The following is an 18,008-nucleotide window of genomic DNA, read 5'->3' as shown; positions in this document are numbered from 1 at the left end:
TTCAGCCGTCCGCGGCCCGCTCGGAGTTCCGATCGGGTCGGGCGGCGCGGGCGTAGCGCCCGGGCGGAACCCCCACCTCCCGCTTGAAGGCCGCGTTGAAGGCGTGCTCGGAGTGGTAGCCCAGGGAGCTCGCGATCCGGGCGATCGTGTCCTCGCCGGTGCGCAGCTTCTCGCCGGCCAGGATCATGCGCCACCGGGTCAGGTAAGCGATCGGGGTCTCGCCCGCGCGGGCCCGGAAGTGCTCGGCGAACGTCGTGCGGGACATGCCGGCCCGGGCGGCGAGCTTCTGCACGGTCCACGGGTGGGCGGGGTCGGCGTGCACGGCCTCCAGCGCGGCGCTCAACCGGGGATCGGCCAGGGCGGCGAACCAACCGACGTCGTCCGGGGACCGAGTGGCCAGGTGCAGCCGCAGCGCCTGGACCAGCATCAGGTGGGCGAGTTGCTGCGCGACCAGGTGCGAGCCCGGGCGTGCCTCGCGGACCTCCTCGGCCATGAGCTCGATCGCGCCGCGCAGCCGGGCACGATCACGGGACGCGTCGACCCGCATGAGGGTCGGCATCGACCGCAGCAGCACCGGCGCGTTCGGACTGTCGAACTCGAACCGCGTACCGATCACGCGAGTGCCGCCGCCCTGGTAGGTGATGACCCTCCCGCTGCGGGCCGGGCCGAGCACTTCGGAGGCCAGTGCCGGTTCGACGTCCGGTCCGCTGCCGATGACGGCGCCGCGGCCGGTCGGCATGACGAAGCAGGCGCCTTCGGGCAGCTCTGCGGATCCGCCCTCGACCGTCAGCCGGCACGAGCCCTCGACGACGGCGTAGCACTTGATCTGCCCGGCTAGGTCGTCGAGCTCGATCGCCCACGCGCCGCCCGCGTCGACCTCGGCCGTCCTCGGACTCCGCGGCCGGAGCAGCGACAGCACTTCGCTCAGCGGATCCATCGGCCCTCCGGACGATCGCGAACAGAACTCGGTTCTTCGAGCATAGGCGGCACCTCCGCGCCCGCTTAGAGTTTCGATCATGACGGCGAGGGACCGCCCACGACGCGCGGACCCGGTTCCCTCCCTCCGGACATTCGTCCACCCGTTCCCGCCTCTGGAAGGACTTCCGAGAATGAAAGCTGCAGTGGTCACGGCGTACGGCACCGGCCCCCGGTACGCGGACACGCCCTCCCCGCGAGCGACCGAGGAGCACGAGATCGTGGTCGACGTCCTGGCCGCCGGGCTCCATCCGCGAGTCCGGATGCAGGCCGACGGCTCGCACTACACGAGCTCCCCCGACGAGCTGCCCCTGGTGCCGGGCCTCGACGGTGTGGGGCGCGGTCCGGACGGCCGGCTCTGGTTCTTCGCGATCTTCGGGGGCCGGAGCGGTTCGATGGCCGAACAAGCGGTCATCGACACCCGGCGCAGCATCGTCCTCCCCGACGGGGCCGACCCGGTGGCGGTGGCGGCGACGATGAACTGCGTGATCGCGTCCTGGCTCGCGTTGACGCGGCGGATCGCGCTGGAACCGGGCAAGAACGTCCTGGTGCTCGGCGCGACCGGTGGCACCGGGCGGATGGCCGTGGCGGTGGCCCGGCTGTTCGGCGCCGCGCAGGTGACCGCCGTGGGGCGCGACCCGGAACGGCTGGCCGCGGTGCGCGGCGCCACCGGGACGGCCCTGATCGGCGACCCGCCACCCCCGGACGTCGACGTGGTCCTCGACTTCCTCTGGGGCGAACCGGCGGTCACGACGATGGGTGCGCTGCTCTCCGCCCGGCCCGAACCGGCACGCCCGCTGACCTGGATCAACCTCGGCGAGACGGCCGGGTCTCGGGCGGCGCTGCCCGCCGGGGCGCTGCGGTCCTCGCGGATCGACGTGATCGGCAGCGGGCAGGGCTCGCTGAGCGGAGCGGAGATGGCGGCCGCGGCCCCGGAGGTGCTGGCGGAGATCGCCCGCGGCACCTTCGCCGTGGACGCCGACCCGATCCCGCTCCACGACGTCGAACGCGCCTGGGCGCAGCCGGCCGACAGCAGCAAGCGCATCGTCCTGACCCGGTCCTGAACCGGGGTTCCCGCCGCCGTACCGGATCGTGCTCGGGTCGCCGTCGAACCGGGTCGCCGGTGTGCTCGGGGGCCCGTCACTCAGCGCAGCAAGTCGATCACGCGGGCGCGGGAGAACCGCCGAGATCAGCATCGTGACCAGGACGCCGGTGAGCGCCGCGACGGGGCGGTGCGGGCGGGGCCTGCCGACCGGTGGTGCGGCGTTGGGGGAATCGCGAGGAACCGGAAGACGCCGTCGTGCTCGGCGCCCGCGACGGTGCCCGGTCCGATGTGGACTCGTGCCAGGTGCGTTCTCCTTCGGGTGCTGGTGGATCCGCCGCGGGGCCGGGGCCGCGGAACACCGCCGCGGTGCCCGGCTCGCCGCGTCAGACGACCTGCTGCCCGGCCACCCAGACCCCGGCGAGCGTGCGGGCCACCGCGAGGTCGTCGACGGGGTCGCCGTCCACGAGGAGCAGGTCCGCGCGCTGCCCGGGGGCGACCGTTCCCCGGTCGTCCAGCCCCAGCGCCGCCGCTGCGCCGCTCGTCGCGGAGATCAGCGCCTCGGTGGGGGAGAGGCCCGCTTCGCCGAGCAGCTGGAGCTCGTCGTGCAGCGAGCTGCCGTGGGCGACGGGGGCCGGTGATCCCGGCGCGGCGTTGGCATCCGTCCCGGCCACGATCGGCACTCCGGCCGCGTGCATGCGCCGCACGCTTTCGACCGCGGCGGCGAACGCCTCCTCCGCGTGCGCGCCGAACCGGGCCCGGGTCACGCCGCGCATCATGACGAGCGTCGGCGAGGCGATCGTGCGGTGCTCGATCATCCGCCGCACGGTCGGCTCGGGCAGCGGTCGATCGATCGGCGCGTGGGTCAGCACGTCGACACCGGCGTCGAGTCCGCGGGTGAAGGAGTCGGCGGTGACGACGTGCGCGACGGTGCGCAGGCCCCGCGCGTGGGCGCCGGCGACCAGCGCGGCGAGTGCGTCCGGGGCGAGCGCCGGGACGTCGGTGATGTCCGGATCCTCGATGATGATCTTGATCAGGTCGGAACCCGCCGCTGCGCGCCACGCCAGGTAGCGCTCGGCGTCGTCCGGGCCGGACACCCCGCTCTCCGCGGGGAAGCCCATCTGTGCGATCTGGGTGCTGCCGGGGGCCGAGGCGGCCGATCCGGCGCTGAGCAGAGCGGACACGCCTTCCTCGGCGCGCAACCGGTCGACGAGTTCGTCCGGGTGGGTGCCGAGGTCGACGACGGTCGTGATGCCGGCGCGCGCCGCCGCTGCCAGGTGCGCGCGTTCGAGCAGGTGGACGTGGGTGTCGATGAGCCCGGGCAGCAGCGTCCGGCCGCGCCCGGCGACGACCTCACCTCCGGCCGGGGCGGTGCCCGCGGGCTCGACCGCGGAGATCGTCCCGGCCGCGAAGGTGACGTCGACGGGACCCGAGGATCCGAGCAGCCGCACGTCGGTGATGGTGGTCGTGCTCATTCGTCGTCCTTTCGAACCGCCGGGCGGTCCCGGTCCCCGAGGCGCCCGCCGGATGCCGTCGTGCGGGACTCCCGAGATGGCCGGCTATCGCGCCTGAACGGGCAGTTGCAGATAGGAAGGGCTGTCGCCGCCGGTGTGGATGATGTGCCGACCGGTGTTGGCGGGAACGTACTCGCGGATCCCGGGCATCATCCTCCCGAGCAGGTTGCGGCCGCTGATGATGAAGCGGAGCTGCTCGCCGGGGTGGAACGCGAGGCCGATCGGGAGCAGGTCGATCTCGACGTCGACGACCTCGCCGGGGGAGAGCTTCTCGACGCGGTCGAAGCTGTGCGCGGGCACCGCATCGCTCGACAGCGCCTCGTCGAGGTGGCGCATCGAGACGCGCAGGCGCCCGTCGGATCCCTTGTACCGCAGGATCGAGGCGCCGTGCTCGGTGATGTTTCGTACCGGGACGGGTGCCGGTGGCAGCCGTCGTCCGTCCACCTGGTGGGACGGTCGGCGGCAGCCGTCCGTCCGATGTGGACTCGAATCCGCCGCGAGGTCATATGTCCGAAGTGGACGGCCGGTTCGCGGACCAGACGGCGGCGACGACGGTCGCGCACCCCGCGAGCTGCACCGCGGTCGGCGACTCGCGCAGCACCAGCACGCCCAGCCCGACCGCGAGGACCGGCTGCAGCAGCAACAGCGACGCCGACGTGCCCGGCGCGAGCCCGCGACCGCCCGCCGCCAGCAGCAGCCACGCGGCGACCTGCCCCACCAGCGCCAGCAGCACGAGCCACAGCCAGGACGTCGCCGGGAGGTCCACGGTGATCCCCGTGGTCACCGCCCCGGCCCCACCGGTGACCACCGCGGCGGCCGCCGTCGCCAGGCACACCGGCGTCACCACGGGCCGCGGGCTGCGGTGCCCGGAGAGCCGGTTGAGGTGCAGGTAGCCGGCGTAGGCGACCCCGGACGCCACGCCCAGCAGCACCCCGCGCCCCTGGTGCGCCGCCTGCGCGCCCGGCACGAGCAGGCCGCTGGTCAGCGCGATCCCCGCGAGCATCACCGGGCAGGCGAACAGGGACCGCCGCGCCATCGGCGTGCCGCCGAACACCAGCGCCAGCAGCGGGAACGCGAGCACCTGCACGTTGTTCAGCACCGTCGCGATCCCCGCGCCCACGTCGAGGATGCTCTGCGTCCACAGCACGTAGTCCAGCCCGAGCAGGACGCCCGAGGCCACCGCCCAGCGCCGCAGCGCGGGCTCCAGCGGGCCGTGCCCGCGGTGCTCGCGCACCGCCAACGGCACCAGCGCGACGAGCGCGATCGCGCAGCGCAGGAACGCCGCGGTGCCCGACCCGACCTCGGCGAGCTTCACGAACAGCGCTGGCCTGCTCCGCGGTGGTGTCGCCGCGCGGCCGCCACGTCGAGCGGTCGGGCACCGCTTGCGCCGAGCGCTGCCACGTGGTGTCACTGACGGGTCAGCGAACTCGGGACGACCGGCGAGGAGGCGGCATGCTCGACGACGTGCGCGTGGTGGCGTTCGACATCTTCGGCACCGCGGTGGACTGGTACAGCGGCATCACCGAGCAGGTCGGCGCGGTGTTCGCCGATCGCGGGGTCGAGCTCGATCCCGCCGCGTTCGCCGAGAGCTGGCGGGGTCGCTACCTGCCCGCGATGGCGCGGGTCGACCGCGGGGAACGCGAGTGGGCGTACCTGGACGCGCTGCACCGCGAATCGCTGGACGACCTGCTCGCCGAGCACGGGGTCGCCGGCGCGATGGGCGAGGACGACCGGGCCCGGCTGGTGCGCGCCTGGCACCGGCTGCCCGCCTGGCCGGACAGCGCGGACCTGGTGGCGCGGTTGCGGGCCCGCTACACCGTGGTGGTGCTGTCCAACGGCGGTTTCCGGTTGCTGACCGACCTGGTCAAGGCGGCGGGGCTGACCTTCGACGCGATCACCTCAGCCGAGCTCGCCCGCAGCTACAAGCCGTCCCCGGCCGCCTACCTGACGACCGCCCGCCTGCTGGACGTCGCACCGCACCAGCTGCTGCTGGTCGCCGCGCACCGCTGGGACGTGGACGGGGCGCGCGCCGCCGGGCTGCGCACCGCGTTCTTGGAACGGCCCGGCGAGAAGGGGCCGCACCGCGAGGCGGACCGCGCGGCCGACGTCACTTGCGACATCGCCGCCACCTCGGCCGCCGAGCTCGCGACCCGCCTCGGCTGCTGACCCGGCCGCGCCCGGCCTAGCCGCCGGCGATCGAGGCGCGGACCACCGCATCGACCTCGGCGGTGGTGGGCGCGGTGGCGGGACCGGAGCGGGTGACCGCGATCGCGGCGGCGATGCTCGCGCGCCGGACCGCGGATTCGAGGTCCGCTCCGGCGGCCAGCCGCGCCGCCATCACCCCGGCGTGCGCGTCGCCCGCGCCGTTGGTGTCCACCGCGTCGACCGCGGGGGAGGGGCACAGCAGCACGTCACCACCGGGCCGGGTGAGCAGCGCACCGCGCGGTCCGGCGCGCAGCACCACGGTGCGGCCCGTGGTGGTGGCCAGCGCCGCCGCCACTCCGGCCGCGTCGTCCGCGGACTCGGATCCCAAGCGCCGCAGCAGGATCCGCGCCTCCCGCTCGTTCGTGGTCCACACGTCGGCGCGGTCCAGCAGCACGCGCACCGCGTCGAGGTCGGCGTCGCCGATCACGGGGGCGGGATCGACGACGACGCGGCCAGGGGCGGTGGGCAACCACTCCAGCAGCGCGGCGCGGTTGGCGTCGTGCACCAGGGAGTAGCCGGACGCGTAGACGACGTCCGCGTCGCCCGGTGCGGTGCGGCGCAGCTGCTCGGCGTCCACTTCGGACTCCGCCCCGGCGGTGGAGACGAACGTCCGCTCCGCGCCGTCGTCGACGAGCGCGATGCTGAACCCGGTGTCCCGGTCCGGATCGGCCGGTGCGGTGAGCTCGACCCCTTCGGCGGTGAGCGCCGCGCGCACCACGTCCCCGAACGGCCCGGTCCCGTGCCCGCCCGCGTACACGACGCGGGCCCCGTCGCGCGCGGCGGCGAGCATGACGTTCACCCCACCGCCGGCGAGGAACTCGTGCCCGGAGGCGAACACGTCACCGCCCGGCGCGGGCACCGCGGGAACCCGCAGCACCAGGTCCACGACGCCCTGCCCGGTGTGGATGACGCGCCCGCTCATCGCGGACCCGCCGCGGAGCGCAGGCCGAACGCCGCGTACAGCAGCCCGCCGACGGCGGCGGCCGCCAGCCACGCCATGCCGTTCACCCCGATCCAGGTCTCGTGCAGCGGCCCGGTGTACCACGGGACATCGCCCGGCGTGACCTGCATGAACAGCGCGGCGAAGACGATGGCGGCCAGCCACGGGCCGAACGCGGCCCACCGCACCCCGCCGCGGTAGTGGTAGGCGCTGCGCGGGGTCAGGTCCAGCAGCGCCACCGGGTCGTACTCGCGGCGCCGCAGCATGTCGACGAGGAAGATCCCCACCCACGCCGAGATCGGCACCGCCAGCAGCGAGATGAACGTGGTGAACGGCCGGTAGAACCCGTCCGCGACCAGCAGGAACAGCAGCGAGGCGACCGTCGTGACCACCACGTCCACGATCACCGCGTACACCCGCTTCACCCGCAGCCCGAGGGTGAGCGTGGTCAGCCCCGCCGAGTACACCGACAGGTGGTTCGACAGCAGCAGCCCGACGAACGAGATCAGCATGTAGCCCACGGCGACCGGCAGCGGCAGCGTGTCCCGGATCGCGTCCAGCGGGTTCGCGGACGCGGCGATCGCCGGATCGGACGAGCCGAGCACCGACCCCATGCCGATCATGATCACCAGCGGGATGCCGGCACCGGCCGACGCGGACATCACCAGCGGCACCGCGCGCACGCTCGGCGCCTGGTAGCGCGCCATGTCGGCCCCGGAGTTCGCCCAGCCGATGCCGGTGCCCGCGACGATGGTCCCGATGCCGGTCAGGACCGCGGCGAGGTCCCCGCCCGGGGCGCGGCCGACCTCGGCCCAGTCGATGTTGACGACCAGGAAGCCGAGGATCGCCAGGTTCGCGGCCCCGAAGATCCAGGTGGACCACTTCTGCACGACGAGGATCGCGCCGTGGCCCATCCCGGAGACGGCGACGGTGAAGCCGACGAACAGCGCGACGCCCACGACCGCGACGACCGGCGCGGACTTCGCGTCGCCGCCGGTGCCCGCGAGCAGCGAGACGATGGTGACGATCGCGAGCGCGGCCGTGGACGTGTTCACCGTCTCCCAGCCGAGCCGCGACACCAGCGCGACCGCCGTCGGCCCCGCGTTGCCCCGGGTGCCGAACACGGCGCGGGACAGGGTGAGGCTCGGCGCCCCGCCGCGCCGCCCGGCGACGGAGATCAGGCCGACGACGGCGAAGGAGCCGAACGAGCCGAGGAACGCGACGACGACCGCCTGCCACGCGGACAGGCCGAGGGCGACGAGGCTGACGCCGAGGGGCATACCGACCACGGAGATGTTCGCCGCGAACCACACCCAGAACAGCTGCAGCGGGTTCCCGGTGCGTTCGGCGGCGGGCACCGGTTCGATGCCGCGCTGCTCGACCGCTCCGAGCGCGCCGGCCGGGGGTGCTTCCGGCGCGCTCGCCGCCGGGGATCCGGTCTCGGACACAGGGGTCACCTCATCATCTCCGTTGACGATCGCCGCACGGCGAGGAGCCGCCGCGCGAGTGGTGCCGGTTCCAGGGCGTTGACCGCCAGGACCCGGTGGACCGCCGCTGCGGGGAAGGCGGCGGTGCCGTGCACGGCACCCAGCACCGCTCCGGCCATGGCGGCGACGGTGTCGGTGTCGCCGCCGAGGGAAGCAGCGGTGCACAGCGCCGCGAACGGGTCGTCGGCGCCGCGTTCGACGAGCAGGAGGGCCGCGACGACCGATTCCTGCGACTGCACCGAGGTGCCGACCACCTCGTAGAGGAAGGTCGCGAACTCCGCGGTGCCGAGCCGCCGCGCCTTCGCGCGGAAGGACTCCAGCCGGGCGGCGATCGAACCGCCCGCCACCCAGTGCCCGCGCGATTCGCCGTCGCGGGCCGCGGTGGCGGCGGCCGCGAGCGCGCCGGGGACGTCCACGCCGTCGACGCCCGCGGACACGGCGGCGGCGATCGCGGCGGCCGCGGAGATGCCGAGCCCGGTGTTGTGGGTGACGCGGCTGGCTTCGACGACTGCGTCGAGCAGGCGCTCGCCCGGGGTGTGCGCGATGCCGACGGGGGCGATGCGCATCGCGGCGCCGTTCGTGGTCCCGTAGCGGCCGGTCTCCTCGATGGGGGCGCCCGCCTGCAGCTTCGCCAGGGCGGCGTTGGTGGAGGGGCCGAGCAGGTCCAGCGAGCCGCGCTCGACCATCACCTGCTCCCAGGCGATGAGTTCCGCGGCGAAGGCGTGCGGATCGATGCCCCCGTCGCCGTCCGCGACCAGCCGCGCGACGATCATCGCCTGGTCGGTGTCGTCGGTGACCGATCCCGCGGCCATGCCGGGCGCGATCGGCTGGTCGGCCGCGCCGTCGACGAAGTCCTCGATCCGGCCGTAGCGCGCGCGCACCAGGTCCCGCGGCATCGACTGGGTGGGCATGCCGAGGGCGTCGCCGATGGCGAGGCCGAGCAGGGCGCCGTGCGCGCGGTCGAACGCCGGGTCGTGCTCGGCGTTCATCGCTGGTCGCCGAAGTTCAGCGCGAGGGTGAAGTACCGCGGGTCGAGCAGCGAGACGACGTGCTCGGCGAACCGGCCGTCGTCGGTGAACGAGGTGCGGGCGGTGCGCAGGAACGCGCTGCCCGCTTCGCGGTGCAGGATCCCGGCTTCCCGCTCGTCCAGCCAGTGCACGTCCGCCCGCTGGGTGCCGCGGGTCAGCAGGTACCCGGCTTGCGCGAGGGTCTGGGAGATCGAGCCCTTCACCAGCCCGGTCTCCGGCAGCTGTTCGAGGGTGCCTTCGGCGGGCACGGTGGAGTGCTCGAAGGAGATCGGTTCGACGCCGTCCGCGGAGCGGAGGATGCGGACGCGGCGGATCGCGATGCCCCGGTCGAGCCGCACTTCGGGCGGCAGCAGCGGCACGTCGGCGCGCTCCACGCGTTCGAGGCCGAGGACGGCGACGGTGATCTCGCTGCCGGTGTCGGCGAGCGATTGGGCCCAGCCGCGGTCCTGGCTGAGCTGGTGCCCGTTGAAGATGACGAACGAGCCGCGTCCGCTCTCGGTGGCGATGAGCCGCAGGTGCTGGAGCTCGTTGAGCGCCTGCCGGACGGTGCCGCGCGAGACGTCGAACTCCTCGGCGAGGCGCAGTTCCCCGTCCAGCTTCTCGCCGAGCCGGTAGTGGCCGTCGCGGATGCGCTGCGCGAGGGTGTCGACGATCTGCTGCCGTTTCCCCGGCGAGACCTGTTTATACATGTAGGTACATGTACAGCATGCTGGAGACGCCGGCAACCGCGAGCGCGACGACCCGCGACGTCCGGGCCGACGGCCGCGTCCGCAGTGGACACCCGCTTGCAACTTTCGATGGCAGCGCCCGGGTTCGACCTTCCGGAGCTCGAAGCGGGCGGGGCTCCGCTGGTTGGCTCCAGTACGTGACCACGAAGGACATCACCACGCGGGAGACCGCGGAACCGACGAAGGGGCTGCGCGGACTGATCCGGCGCCGCCCGATGCTGAGCTTCTTCCTGCTCGCCAACGGCCTGAGCTGGTCGGCCTGGGTGCCCTACATCCTGTCCCGCAACGGGATCGGGGTGTGGGACTTCCGCTTCCCGGAGGTGCTGGGCACCAGCCAGCTCCTCGGCATGCTGCCCGGCGCCTACCTCGGACCGATCGGGTCCGCGCTGCTGGTGACGGCGATCGCGGACGGGCGCGCCGGGCTGCGCCGCTGGGTCGGCCGGATGTGGCGGTGGCGGGTCCGCTGGCACTGGTACGCGATCACGCTGCTGGGCGTGCCGGTGACGATGCTGGCCGCCGGGTACGCCTTCTCCGGCGGGCAGGTGCACGCGCCGTCGATGATGGTGGTCGCCGCCTACGTGCCCGGACTGCTCATCCAGATGATCACGACGGGGTTGGCGGAGGAACCGGGCTGGCGGGACTTCGCGCTGCCCCGCCTCCAACGCCGGTTCGGGCCGCTGGCCGGCTCGATGGTGCTCGGCCCGCTGTGGACCGTGTGGCACCTGCCGCTGTTCTTCACCGAATGGGGCCGCTGGCCGCACGCGCACTGGACCCTGCCGGTGGCGTTCGCCGTCTTCTGCATCTCGTTCAACATCGTCATGACCTGGGTGTTCAACCGCACCGGGGAGAGCCTGCCGCTGTCGATGCTGCTGCACGTGAGCGCGAACAACTTCTCCACGCTCGTGTGGTCGGAGATGTTCCCGACGATCGACGTGGACCTCGCGATGATCGCGATGGCCTCCGGGACGGTCGTCGCCTCCCTGCTCGTGCTGGTCGGCACCAAGGGCAGGCTCGGTTACCGGGGTTGACCCGGGCCGACGGGTGCTCGTCGCGCCCCAGCGGGGGGGGGGGGGGGGGGGGGGGCCGGGGGGGCCCCCCGGGGGGGGGCCGGCGCCCCCCCCCGGGGGGCGGGGGGCCGGGGGCGCCGCGCCGCCCCCCCGCGCGGCCCCTGTCCCGGCCCGCGACCGGGGAGCCGGTCACGGGACCGCGACCACGTGGTTCTGGTACGCCCACACCACCGCCTGCAACCGGGACTGCACGCCGAGCTTCGGCAGCATCCGCGCCAGGTGCGACTTCACCGTGGACACCTCGACGACGAGGGCGCGGGCGATGTCCTCGTTCGACATGCCCTGCGCGAGCAGCAGCAGGATCTCGTGCTCCCGCGGGGTGAGCAGGTCCCCGGCCCGGCGCGCGGTCACCGGTTGCAGGCGGCGGCGGTGCACGAACTCGCGCAGGATCCGCCGGGTCAGGCTCTGGTCGATGGTGCCCTGCCCGGCGGCGACCTGGCGGACCGCGCCGACGATCGCGTCCGGCTCCGCGTCCTTGAGCAGGAACCCGGAGGCACCGGCCTCCAACGCGCCGAACACGTAGTCGTCCAGGTCGAACGTGGTCAGCACCAGCACCGCCACCTGCGGGTCGGCGTCCGCGGCGCACAGCTCGGCCGCCACCTCGATGCCGCTGCGACCCGGCATCCGGATGTCCAGGCACGCCACGTCGGGCGCCAGTTCGCGGGCCATCGCCAGCGCCTCGGTGCCGTCGCGGGCCAGGCCCACCACCTCGATGTCGGGTTCGCCGCCCAGCAGCGCCGACAGCCCGGCGCGGGTCAGGTGCTGGTCGTCGGCGACGAGGACGCGGATCACGCCGTTGCCTCCGGGGTCGGCGGCGCGGACGCCGCGGGGGACGGGTCTTCGCGGGGCAGCAGCAGGCGCACTTCCCAGCCGCCGCCCGCAGTGGGGCCGTAGTCCAGGTCGGCGCCGACGAGCTGGGCGCGCTCGGCCATGCCGAGCAGGCCGTACCCGCCGCCCGGTCCCGCGCCCGCGGCGGCGGGGGAGCCGTTGCGGACGACGACCTGCACGCGGTCCCGGTCCCGGGCGCCGATCTCCACCGCGCAGCGCGCGCCCGGGGCGTGCGCCGCCGCGTTGGCCAGCGACTCCTGGACGGCGCGGTAGGCGACGAGCTGGGCGAGCGGGCCGACGCCGTCGGTCCCCGACTCGGGCAGCACCAGGTCGATCTCCGCACCGGTGGCCCGGCGCTGGGCGACGAGCTCCGGCACCGCCTCCAGCGCGGCGACCGGCGACTCCGCACCCGGATCCTCCCGCAACAGCCCGACGAGCCGCCGCAGGTCGTCGAGGACCGCGGTGCTCTGCTGCCGGATCTCGCGGGCCGCCTCCTTCGCCGCCGCCGGGTCCGAGTCGATCCGGCGGTCGATCACCGCCGCCATCAGCGCGATCCCGGACAGGTGGTGCGCGGCGATGTCGTGCAGCTCCCGGGACATCGCGGCGCGCTGCTGCGACACCGCGGCCTCCAGCAGCGCGCCCTGCTCGCGCCGCAGCGCCCGCGCCTCCTGCTCGCGGGCGTCGCGGGCGTCCCGCTGCGCCGCGACCACGGACCCGGCCAGCAGCGGCAGCCCGACGACGACCAGCGCCTGCGCCGGCCCGGCCAGCAGCGCCTCCGGCACCGTCAGCGCTCCGCCGCGCACCTCGTTGCAGGCCTGGGCGGTCGCCACCAGCAGCCACGCGGCGGGCAGCACGACCCGCGGCCGCCGCATCCGGGCCACGACCGCGAGGTACACCGACGCGATCAAGGTCACCGCGGTGGTGCTGAACGCCGCGTTCGGACCGAACCAGGCCGCCACCAGCGGAACCCCGGCGACCAGCGGCAGCACCACCTCGGGGCGGCGGTTCACCTGCACCGCGGTGACCGCCTGCACCAGCAGCACCGCGCCCAGCAGCCACCACCGGCCCTCGCCGGGCGAAGGCAGGTCGCCGAGCGTCGGGTCCGCGGCACCGGCCAGCGGGATCGCGAGGAACAGGGCCAGCGAGACCACTCCGCACCCGGCGGCGGCCATCGGGTTCAGCGGCCGCGGCGCGCTCGGCGGGATGCGCATCCGTGCTCCTTCCGCGCCGCGGCGGACGATCCGCGGGCCCGGCGTCCGCGCCTGTCGGCGGCACGCGGCGATCTTAGCCGGGGGTCCCGAGCCGCCCGGGGGAGCGCGGATCGCGGCTCGGCGGGCGGTGTTCTCCGCCACGATCGGGGGTTCGCCACGGGCTGAATCCGCAGCGGAGACCGGCCTCCGCCTGGTGCGCGGCGCGGGCGGGGCGGTCGAGGGCTCGGACCTCCGCGGGCCGACGTGTATTCTCGATGGCGGTCGTTGTTTCTGGGTTCGTGTTTTTCGCACGCTCGCAGGAGTGCTGATGCGGGCGAGCTGCTGTCTTGGGAGTAGCTGGAGTAGTCGCCGTCTGAGATCCGCGACCCCGGTGCCGGACCTGGCACCGGAACCGACCAGCTACCAGGATGGAGCAGGAACATGGCACAGGGCACCGTGAAGTGGTTCAACTCGGAGAAGGGCTTCGGCTTCATCGAGCCGTCCGAGGGTGGACCCGACGTCTTCGTCCACTACTCGGCCATCGACGCCGCCGGCTTCCGCACCCTGGAGGAGAACCAGACGGTCTCCTTCGAGGTCACGCAGGGCCCGAAGGGCCCGCAGGCCGAGTCCGTGCGCGTGGTCTGATCTTCGCCTTCCAGGCGATGTGAACCCGGGCCGGGGACTCCCCGCGATCCGGGGGTGATCACAACTGAGGCCGACCGTCCAGCTGGACGGTCGGCCTCAGTGTTTTTCGGCCCGGTCGATCACCGGGCGGCGCCGCTCACGCGAACAGCTGCGCCGCCTTGATCACGAGCTGGTAGACGCCGATCGCGAACGGGACGCCCACCCACAGCCAGGACACGGTGAGGAGGGCCTTGACCCCGATCCCGCCTTCGGGTGCGGTTTTCTGCTCGGTCATCTCTCGCCCCTCAGCTGCTCTGCTCGCCGGACGTGCTGGACGCCTTCGCGGTGTCCGTCGACTCGTCGGCCTTCTCCGCCGCGGAGTCGTCCGCGTCGGCCTGCTCGGACTTCGCGGAGTCCGCGGACTCGGACTCGGCGGTCTCCGCCGCGTCGCCGGAACCGGACTCGGCCTCCGCCGCGGCCTGCTCCGGCTCGTAGAACCGGGAGTGCACCGGGCGGATCAGCTCGTTCGCCACGAACCCGATCACCAGCGCGCCGGTCATCAGGTAGAACGACACCGTGTACAGGTCCGCACCGGACTTGCCCGCGGCCTCGCCGGAGTCGGCGAGCGCGTCCACGATGGCCGGCCCGAGCACGCCCGCCACCGACCAGGCGGTGAGCAGCCTGCCGTGGATGGCGCCGACCTCGAAGGTGCCGAACAGGTCCTTCAGGTAGGCGGGGATCGTCGCGAAGCCCGCCCCGTAGAACGACATGATCAGCATGGCGGCGACGACGAACAGCGCGACGCTGCTGTCTCCCGCGAACAGCAGCAGCAGGTACGCGAGCGCACCCACTCCGAGGTAGACCCGGTAGATGTTCTTGCGCCCGGTGCGGTCGGACAGCGCCGACCACGCGAAGCGGCCGCCCATGTTGGCCAGGGACAGCAGGGACACGAACCCGGTCGCCGCGGCGACGGCTACCGGAGTGCTGGTCCCCGCGAAGAAGTCCTGGATCATCGGGGAGGCCTTCTGCAGGATCCCGATGCCCGCGGTCACGTTCAGGCACAGCACGATCCACAGCAACCAGAACTGCGGCGTGCGGAGCGCGTTGTTGGCCGAGACCTTGATGGGGTTGGTGCTCTTGGCCGCGGCGGCAGGGGTCCAGCCCGGCGGGGTCCAGCCCGGCGGGGGAACCCGGACCAGCAGGATGCCGAGCGTCATGAACACGGCGTAGACGATGCCGTGCACCAGGAACGTGCTGCCGATGCCGCTGGTGGTCTTGCCGAAGGCGTCGAGCATCGCGGTCGACCACGGCGAGGCGATGATCGCGCCGCCGCCGAAGCCCATGATGGCGATGCCCGTGGCCAGACCTGGGCGGTCCGGGAACCACTTCATCAGCGTCGACACCGGTGCGATGTACCCGATCCCGAGGCCGATGCCACCGACCACGCCGTACCCGACGACGACGAGCCAGTACTGCCCCAGGTACATGCCCAGGGCGGAGATCAGGAAGCCCGAGGCGAAGGCGATGGTGGAGACCAGCATGGCCCAGCGCGGGCCGCGGGACTCCACGAACTTGCCGCCGAACGCCGCCGACAGCCCGAGGAAGAAGATGGCCACCTGGAACGGCAGCGCGCTACCGGTCCCGGAAATCTGGAGGCTCGATTCCAGCGGGCTTTTGAAAACGCTCCACGCGTAGGCCTGCCCGATGGAAAGATGGATGGCCAGCGCGGCGGGTGGGACTAGCCAACGGTTCCAGGTCGGTGGCGCAACGACCGAGAATCCGTCACGCACTGTCACAAGTAAACCTCCTTGGTGCAAGGGTTCCGGTGGCTGGTACCGGAAACGCGCCCCGGCACGTGAGGGGCGCACGAATTCGAGATGCTACCTGCCTGGTCAAACGGGAAATTGGCGAACAATCGAGGCGGGGTGCGCTGGGGTCCGGATCACCCGTCACGATTCGTGATCGCTGCTGGTGGGCGGGAAGGGCCTTGCTACGCACGGGAAAGTGCCCGTTCGAGTCGGGCGAAACGCACGTATTAATTACAAAACGCCTCAGTCTCGGTTACGCCGTGTAGCGCATCGTGTTGGTCCCGTGACCAATGTTGTGACCGTTTCGAGACCAATTATTTGCGCTGATGTAGCTGGAAGTTCGGATAGCGCCCGCACGTGTTTCTTTGGCCCCGAGGGGATAGACTCCGGATTCCTTGACGCGCGAGCAAGCCCGAAGGATCCACAGCATGCCCCGAACGTCGGAGAACCGAAGCCGAGACCGGCTTGACGGTCAGTACGCCGAGCCACGATTCGGCAACATCTCGAAACACAGCCTCCGGCGCCCCGCGAACTCGGGTGGAACCGATTTCGCCGCAATTCAGGAAAGCGACGATTTCGTCGCGCTCCGGCGTCGATTCCGGTGGTTCGTGTTCCCGGTGACGCTGCTCGTCCTCGCTTGGTACTTCACCTACGTCGCGCTCGGCGCCTACGCCGAGGACTTCATGAGCCGGCAGGTGTACGGCTACGTGAACATGGGCATCGTGCTGGGGCTGCTCCAGTTCGTCACCACCGCGATCGTCACCGTGCTCTACGGGCGGTACGTGCGCAGGCGCATCGATCCGCTGGTGGACCAGCTGCGCGAGCAGGAAGGGGCCGACCGCTGATGACGACCACCATCGCGGCCGGGGCCGTCGGCGACCCGACGACCACCGTCAGCGTTTTCGCCGGATTCGTGCTGCTGACGCTGTTCGTGGTGTACCGGGTGTCGAACCGGAACACGACCGCCTCCGACTACTACGTGGCGGGCGGCAACCTCACCGGCGCGCAGAACGGCATCGCGCTGGCCGGTGACTGGCTCTCCGCCGCCTCGTTCCTCGGCGTCGCCGGGGCCATCGCCGTGCACGGGTACGACGGGTTCCTCTACTCCGTCGGGTTCCTCGTGGCGTGGCTGATCGAACTGATGCTCATCGCCGAACTGGTGCGCAACACCGGGCGGTTCACGATGGGCGACGTGATCGGTTACCGGATGCGGCAGCGGCCCGTCCGCGCGGCCGCCGCGAACACGACGCTGGTCATCTCGTTCTTCTACATGGTCGCGCAGATGGCGAGCGCCGGTGGTCTCGTCGCGCTGCTGCTGGACGTGCAGAGCAAGTTCGGGCAGGCGATGGTCGTCGTCGCCGTCGGCCTCATCATGATCTTCTACGTGCTGGTCGGCGGCATGAAGGGCACCACCTGGGTGCAGATCATCAAGGCCACGCTGCTGCTGATCTGCGTGTCGCTGATGGCGGTGTTCCTGATCGGCCGCTTCTCCTACGACCTCTCCGGCCTGCTGGAGCAGGCGGCGGCCAACAGCCCGCTCGGCCAGGCGCTGCTGGAACCGGGCGCGCAGTACGGCCAGACCTCGCTGTCGCGGATCGACTTCATCTCGCTGGCGATGGCGATCGTGCTGGGCATCTCCTGCCTGCCGCACATCATGATGCGGTTCTACACGGTGCCCAGCGCCCGCGAGGCGCGCCGCTCGGTCGTGTGGATCACCTGGACGATGATCGTGTTCTACCTGGCGACGATGCTGCTCGGCTTCGGCGCGACCGCGCTGGTCGGTTCCGACGCGATCACCAACGCGCCCGGCGGGGAGAACTCGGCGGCGCTGCTGCTGGCCCACCGCATCGGCGGTTCCTGGCTGCTGGGCGTGGTCGCCGCGATCGCGTTCGCCACGATCCTCGCGGTCGTCGCGGGCCTCACGCTCACCGCGTCCGCCTCGTTCGCGCACGACGTCTACGCGAACATCATCAAGCGCGGCAAGGCCGACACCGGCTCCGAGATCCGAGTCGCCCGCCTCACCGCGCTCGTGGTCGGCGTGCTCTCCACCGTCGGCGGCATCGCGGCCATCGGGCAGAACGCGGCGTTCATGGTGTCGCTGGCGCTGGCGCTGGCCGCCTCGGCGAACCTGCCGACGATGCTGTACTCGCTGTTCTGGCGGCGCTTCAACACCACCGGGACGTTGTGGTCGATGTACACCGGCCTCGTGTCGTGCATCGTGCTCATCGCGTTCTCGCCCGCGGTGTCGGGACGGCCTTCGGCGATGTTCCCCAACGCCGACTTCGACCTGTTCCCGCTCACCAACCCGGGCATCGTGTCCATCCCGCTGGGCTTCCTGGCCGGTTTCCTCGGCACCCTGCTCGGCAAGAAGGACCAGGACCCGGTCAAGCAGGCCGAGATGGAGGTCCGCTCCCTCACCGGGATCGGCTCCGGCCTCAAGGAACCGCAACGCGCCTGACGCTCGCCGCGCACGCCGCCGCGGGGGCGGCCGCGGGCGGGGGGGGGGGGGCGGGCGGGCGGGGGGGGGGGGGGGGGGGGGGGGGGGCGCGCGGCGCCGCGGGGGGGACCGGGG

18 protein-coding genes are annotated in these 18,008 nt (G+C 72.8%); 6 read left to right on the top strand and 12 right to left on the bottom strand.

What is annotated here, in order from left to right; translation table 11 throughout:
* Position 1: 1 nt before the first annotated feature.
* A complete protein-coding gene (locus LCD33_RS04155; protein ID WP_224957852.1) occupies positions 2 to 937 on the bottom strand; it encodes an AraC family transcriptional regulator in 936 nt (311 codons plus the stop codon).
* 172 nt (positions 938 to 1,109) lie between these two features.
* On the opposite strand from LCD33_RS04155, the gene LCD33_RS04150 reads away from it, so the two are divergent.
* A complete protein-coding gene (locus LCD33_RS04150) occupies positions 1,110 to 2,039 on the top strand; it encodes a zinc-binding alcohol dehydrogenase family protein (RefSeq protein WP_224977535.1) in 930 nt (309 codons plus the stop codon).
* A 364-nt stretch (positions 2,040 to 2,403) separates the two neighbouring features.
* Here LCD33_RS04150 and LCD33_RS04145 read toward each other — a convergent pair whose 3' ends face one another.
* From LCD33_RS04145 to LCD33_RS04135, 3 genes are all read right to left on the bottom strand, one after another.
* Positions 2,404 to 3,492, bottom strand: coding sequence for an amidohydrolase family protein (locus LCD33_RS04145; RefSeq protein WP_224957850.1), 1,089 nt, complete (start codon positions 3,490 to 3,492; stop codon positions 2,404 to 2,406).
* Between the two features lie 84 nt (positions 3,493 to 3,576).
* Positions 3,577 to 3,975 (bottom strand): CocE/NonD family hydrolase C-terminal non-catalytic domain-containing protein, encoded by a 399-nt coding sequence (locus tag LCD33_RS04140; protein WP_224977534.1) that lies wholly within the window; start codon positions 3,973 to 3,975, stop codon positions 3,577 to 3,579.
* A gap of 58 nt (positions 3,976 to 4,033) precedes the next feature.
* Positions 4,034 to 4,846, bottom strand: a complete 813-nt coding sequence (locus LCD33_RS04135) for a DMT family transporter (protein ID WP_224977533.1) — start codon at positions 4,844 to 4,846, stop codon at positions 4,034 to 4,036.
* A 137-nt stretch (positions 4,847 to 4,983) separates the two neighbouring features.
* Here LCD33_RS04135 and LCD33_RS04130 point away from each other — a divergent pair, with 137 nt between their 5' ends.
* The gene (locus tag LCD33_RS04130) at positions 4,984 to 5,697 is read left to right on the top strand and encodes a haloacid dehalogenase type II (RefSeq protein ID WP_224957845.1); all 714 of its coding nucleotides are present in this window, start codon (positions 4,984 to 4,986) and stop codon (positions 5,695 to 5,697) included.
* Between the two features lie 16 nt (positions 5,698 to 5,713).
* Here the strand turns inward: LCD33_RS04130 and LCD33_RS04125 are convergent, their stop codons facing one another.
* From LCD33_RS04125 to LCD33_RS04110, 4 genes are read right to left on the bottom strand one after another with little or no spacing between them, the layout of a single operon-like run.
* A complete protein-coding gene (locus LCD33_RS04125) occupies positions 5,714 to 6,658 on the bottom strand; it encodes a PfkB family carbohydrate kinase (RefSeq protein WP_224977532.1) in 945 nt (314 codons plus the stop codon).
* Positions 6,655 to 8,124: a cytosine permease gene (locus LCD33_RS04120; RefSeq protein WP_224977531.1), complete on the bottom strand. Its 1,470-nt coding sequence runs from the start codon at positions 8,122 to 8,124 to the stop codon at positions 6,655 to 6,657. Before LCD33_RS04120 ends, LCD33_RS04125 begins: the two co-directional genes overlap by 4 nt.
* Before the next feature lie 5 nt (positions 8,125 to 8,129).
* Positions 8,130 to 9,152, bottom strand: coding sequence for an ADP-ribosylglycohydrolase family protein (locus LCD33_RS04115; RefSeq protein WP_224957841.1), 1,023 nt, complete (start codon positions 9,150 to 9,152; stop codon positions 8,130 to 8,132).
* On the bottom strand, positions 9,149 to 9,880 hold the full coding sequence (locus tag LCD33_RS04110; RefSeq protein WP_224957840.1) for a GntR family transcriptional regulator: 732 nt from the start codon (positions 9,878 to 9,880) through the stop codon (positions 9,149 to 9,151). Before LCD33_RS04110 ends, LCD33_RS04115 begins: the two co-directional genes overlap by 4 nt.
* A gap of 176 nt (positions 9,881 to 10,056) precedes the next feature.
* On the opposite strand from LCD33_RS04110, the gene LCD33_RS04105 reads away from it, so the two are divergent.
* Positions 10,057 to 10,947 carry a CPBP family intramembrane glutamic endopeptidase gene (locus tag LCD33_RS04105; protein WP_224977530.1) on the top strand — a complete coding sequence of 297 codons (891 nt, stop codon included), beginning with the start codon at positions 10,057 to 10,059 and terminating at the stop codon, positions 10,945 to 10,947.
* 168 nt (positions 10,948 to 11,115) lie between these two features.
* On the opposite strand, the gene LCD33_RS04100 is transcribed toward LCD33_RS04105, so the two are convergent.
* Positions 11,116 to 11,778: a response regulator transcription factor gene (locus tag LCD33_RS04100; protein ID WP_224957837.1), complete on the bottom strand. Its 663-nt coding sequence runs from the start codon at positions 11,776 to 11,778 to the stop codon at positions 11,116 to 11,118.
* Positions 11,775 to 13,025 (bottom strand): sensor histidine kinase, encoded by a 1,251-nt coding sequence (locus LCD33_RS04095; protein WP_224977529.1) that lies wholly within the window; start codon positions 13,023 to 13,025, stop codon positions 11,775 to 11,777. The genes LCD33_RS04100 and LCD33_RS04095 overlap by 4 nt, the downstream gene beginning before the upstream one ends.
* Positions 13,026 to 13,445: 420 nt before the next feature.
* On the opposite strand from LCD33_RS04095, the gene LCD33_RS04090 reads away from it, so the two are divergent.
* On the top strand, positions 13,446 to 13,649 hold the full coding sequence (locus LCD33_RS04090; RefSeq protein ID WP_224957835.1) for a cold-shock protein: 204 nt from the start codon (positions 13,446 to 13,448) through the stop codon (positions 13,647 to 13,649).
* Positions 13,650 to 13,785: 136 nt separating this feature from the next.
* Here the strand turns inward: LCD33_RS04090 and LCD33_RS04085 are convergent, their stop codons facing one another.
* Both LCD33_RS04085 and LCD33_RS04080 read right to left on the bottom strand, forming a co-directional pair.
* Complete coding sequence (locus LCD33_RS04085) at positions 13,786 to 13,923, bottom strand: hypothetical protein (protein ID WP_224957903.1); 138 nt, start codon at positions 13,921 to 13,923, stop codon at positions 13,786 to 13,788.
* Positions 13,924 to 13,933: 10 nt separating this feature from the next.
* Complete coding sequence (locus tag LCD33_RS04080; protein ID WP_224968568.1) at positions 13,934 to 15,424, bottom strand: OFA family MFS transporter; 1,491 nt, start codon at positions 15,422 to 15,424, stop codon at positions 13,934 to 13,936.
* 440 nt (positions 15,425 to 15,864) lie between these two features.
* On the opposite strand from LCD33_RS04080, the gene LCD33_RS29560 reads away from it, so the two are divergent.
* Complete coding sequence (locus LCD33_RS29560; RefSeq protein ID WP_224957832.1) at positions 15,865 to 16,281, top strand: DUF485 domain-containing protein; 417 nt, start codon at positions 15,865 to 15,867, stop codon at positions 16,279 to 16,281.
* Positions 16,281 to 17,894 carry a cation acetate symporter gene (locus LCD33_RS04070; protein WP_224968566.1) on the top strand — a complete coding sequence of 538 codons (1,614 nt, stop codon included), beginning with the start codon at positions 16,281 to 16,283 and terminating at the stop codon, positions 17,892 to 17,894. Before LCD33_RS29560 ends, LCD33_RS04070 begins: the two co-directional genes overlap by 1 nt.
* Positions 17,895 to 18,008 lie beyond the last annotated feature (114 nt).

It is taken from the genome of Saccharopolyspora sp. 7B, assembly GCF_020177435.1.
In the GTDB taxonomy this organism is placed as follows: domain Bacteria; phylum Actinomycetota; class Actinomycetes; order Mycobacteriales; family Pseudonocardiaceae; genus Saccharopolyspora_C; species Saccharopolyspora_C gregorii.
Note: the sequence above shows the minus strand (reverse complement) of the source record. Positions and strands in the feature narration are given on the sequence as shown.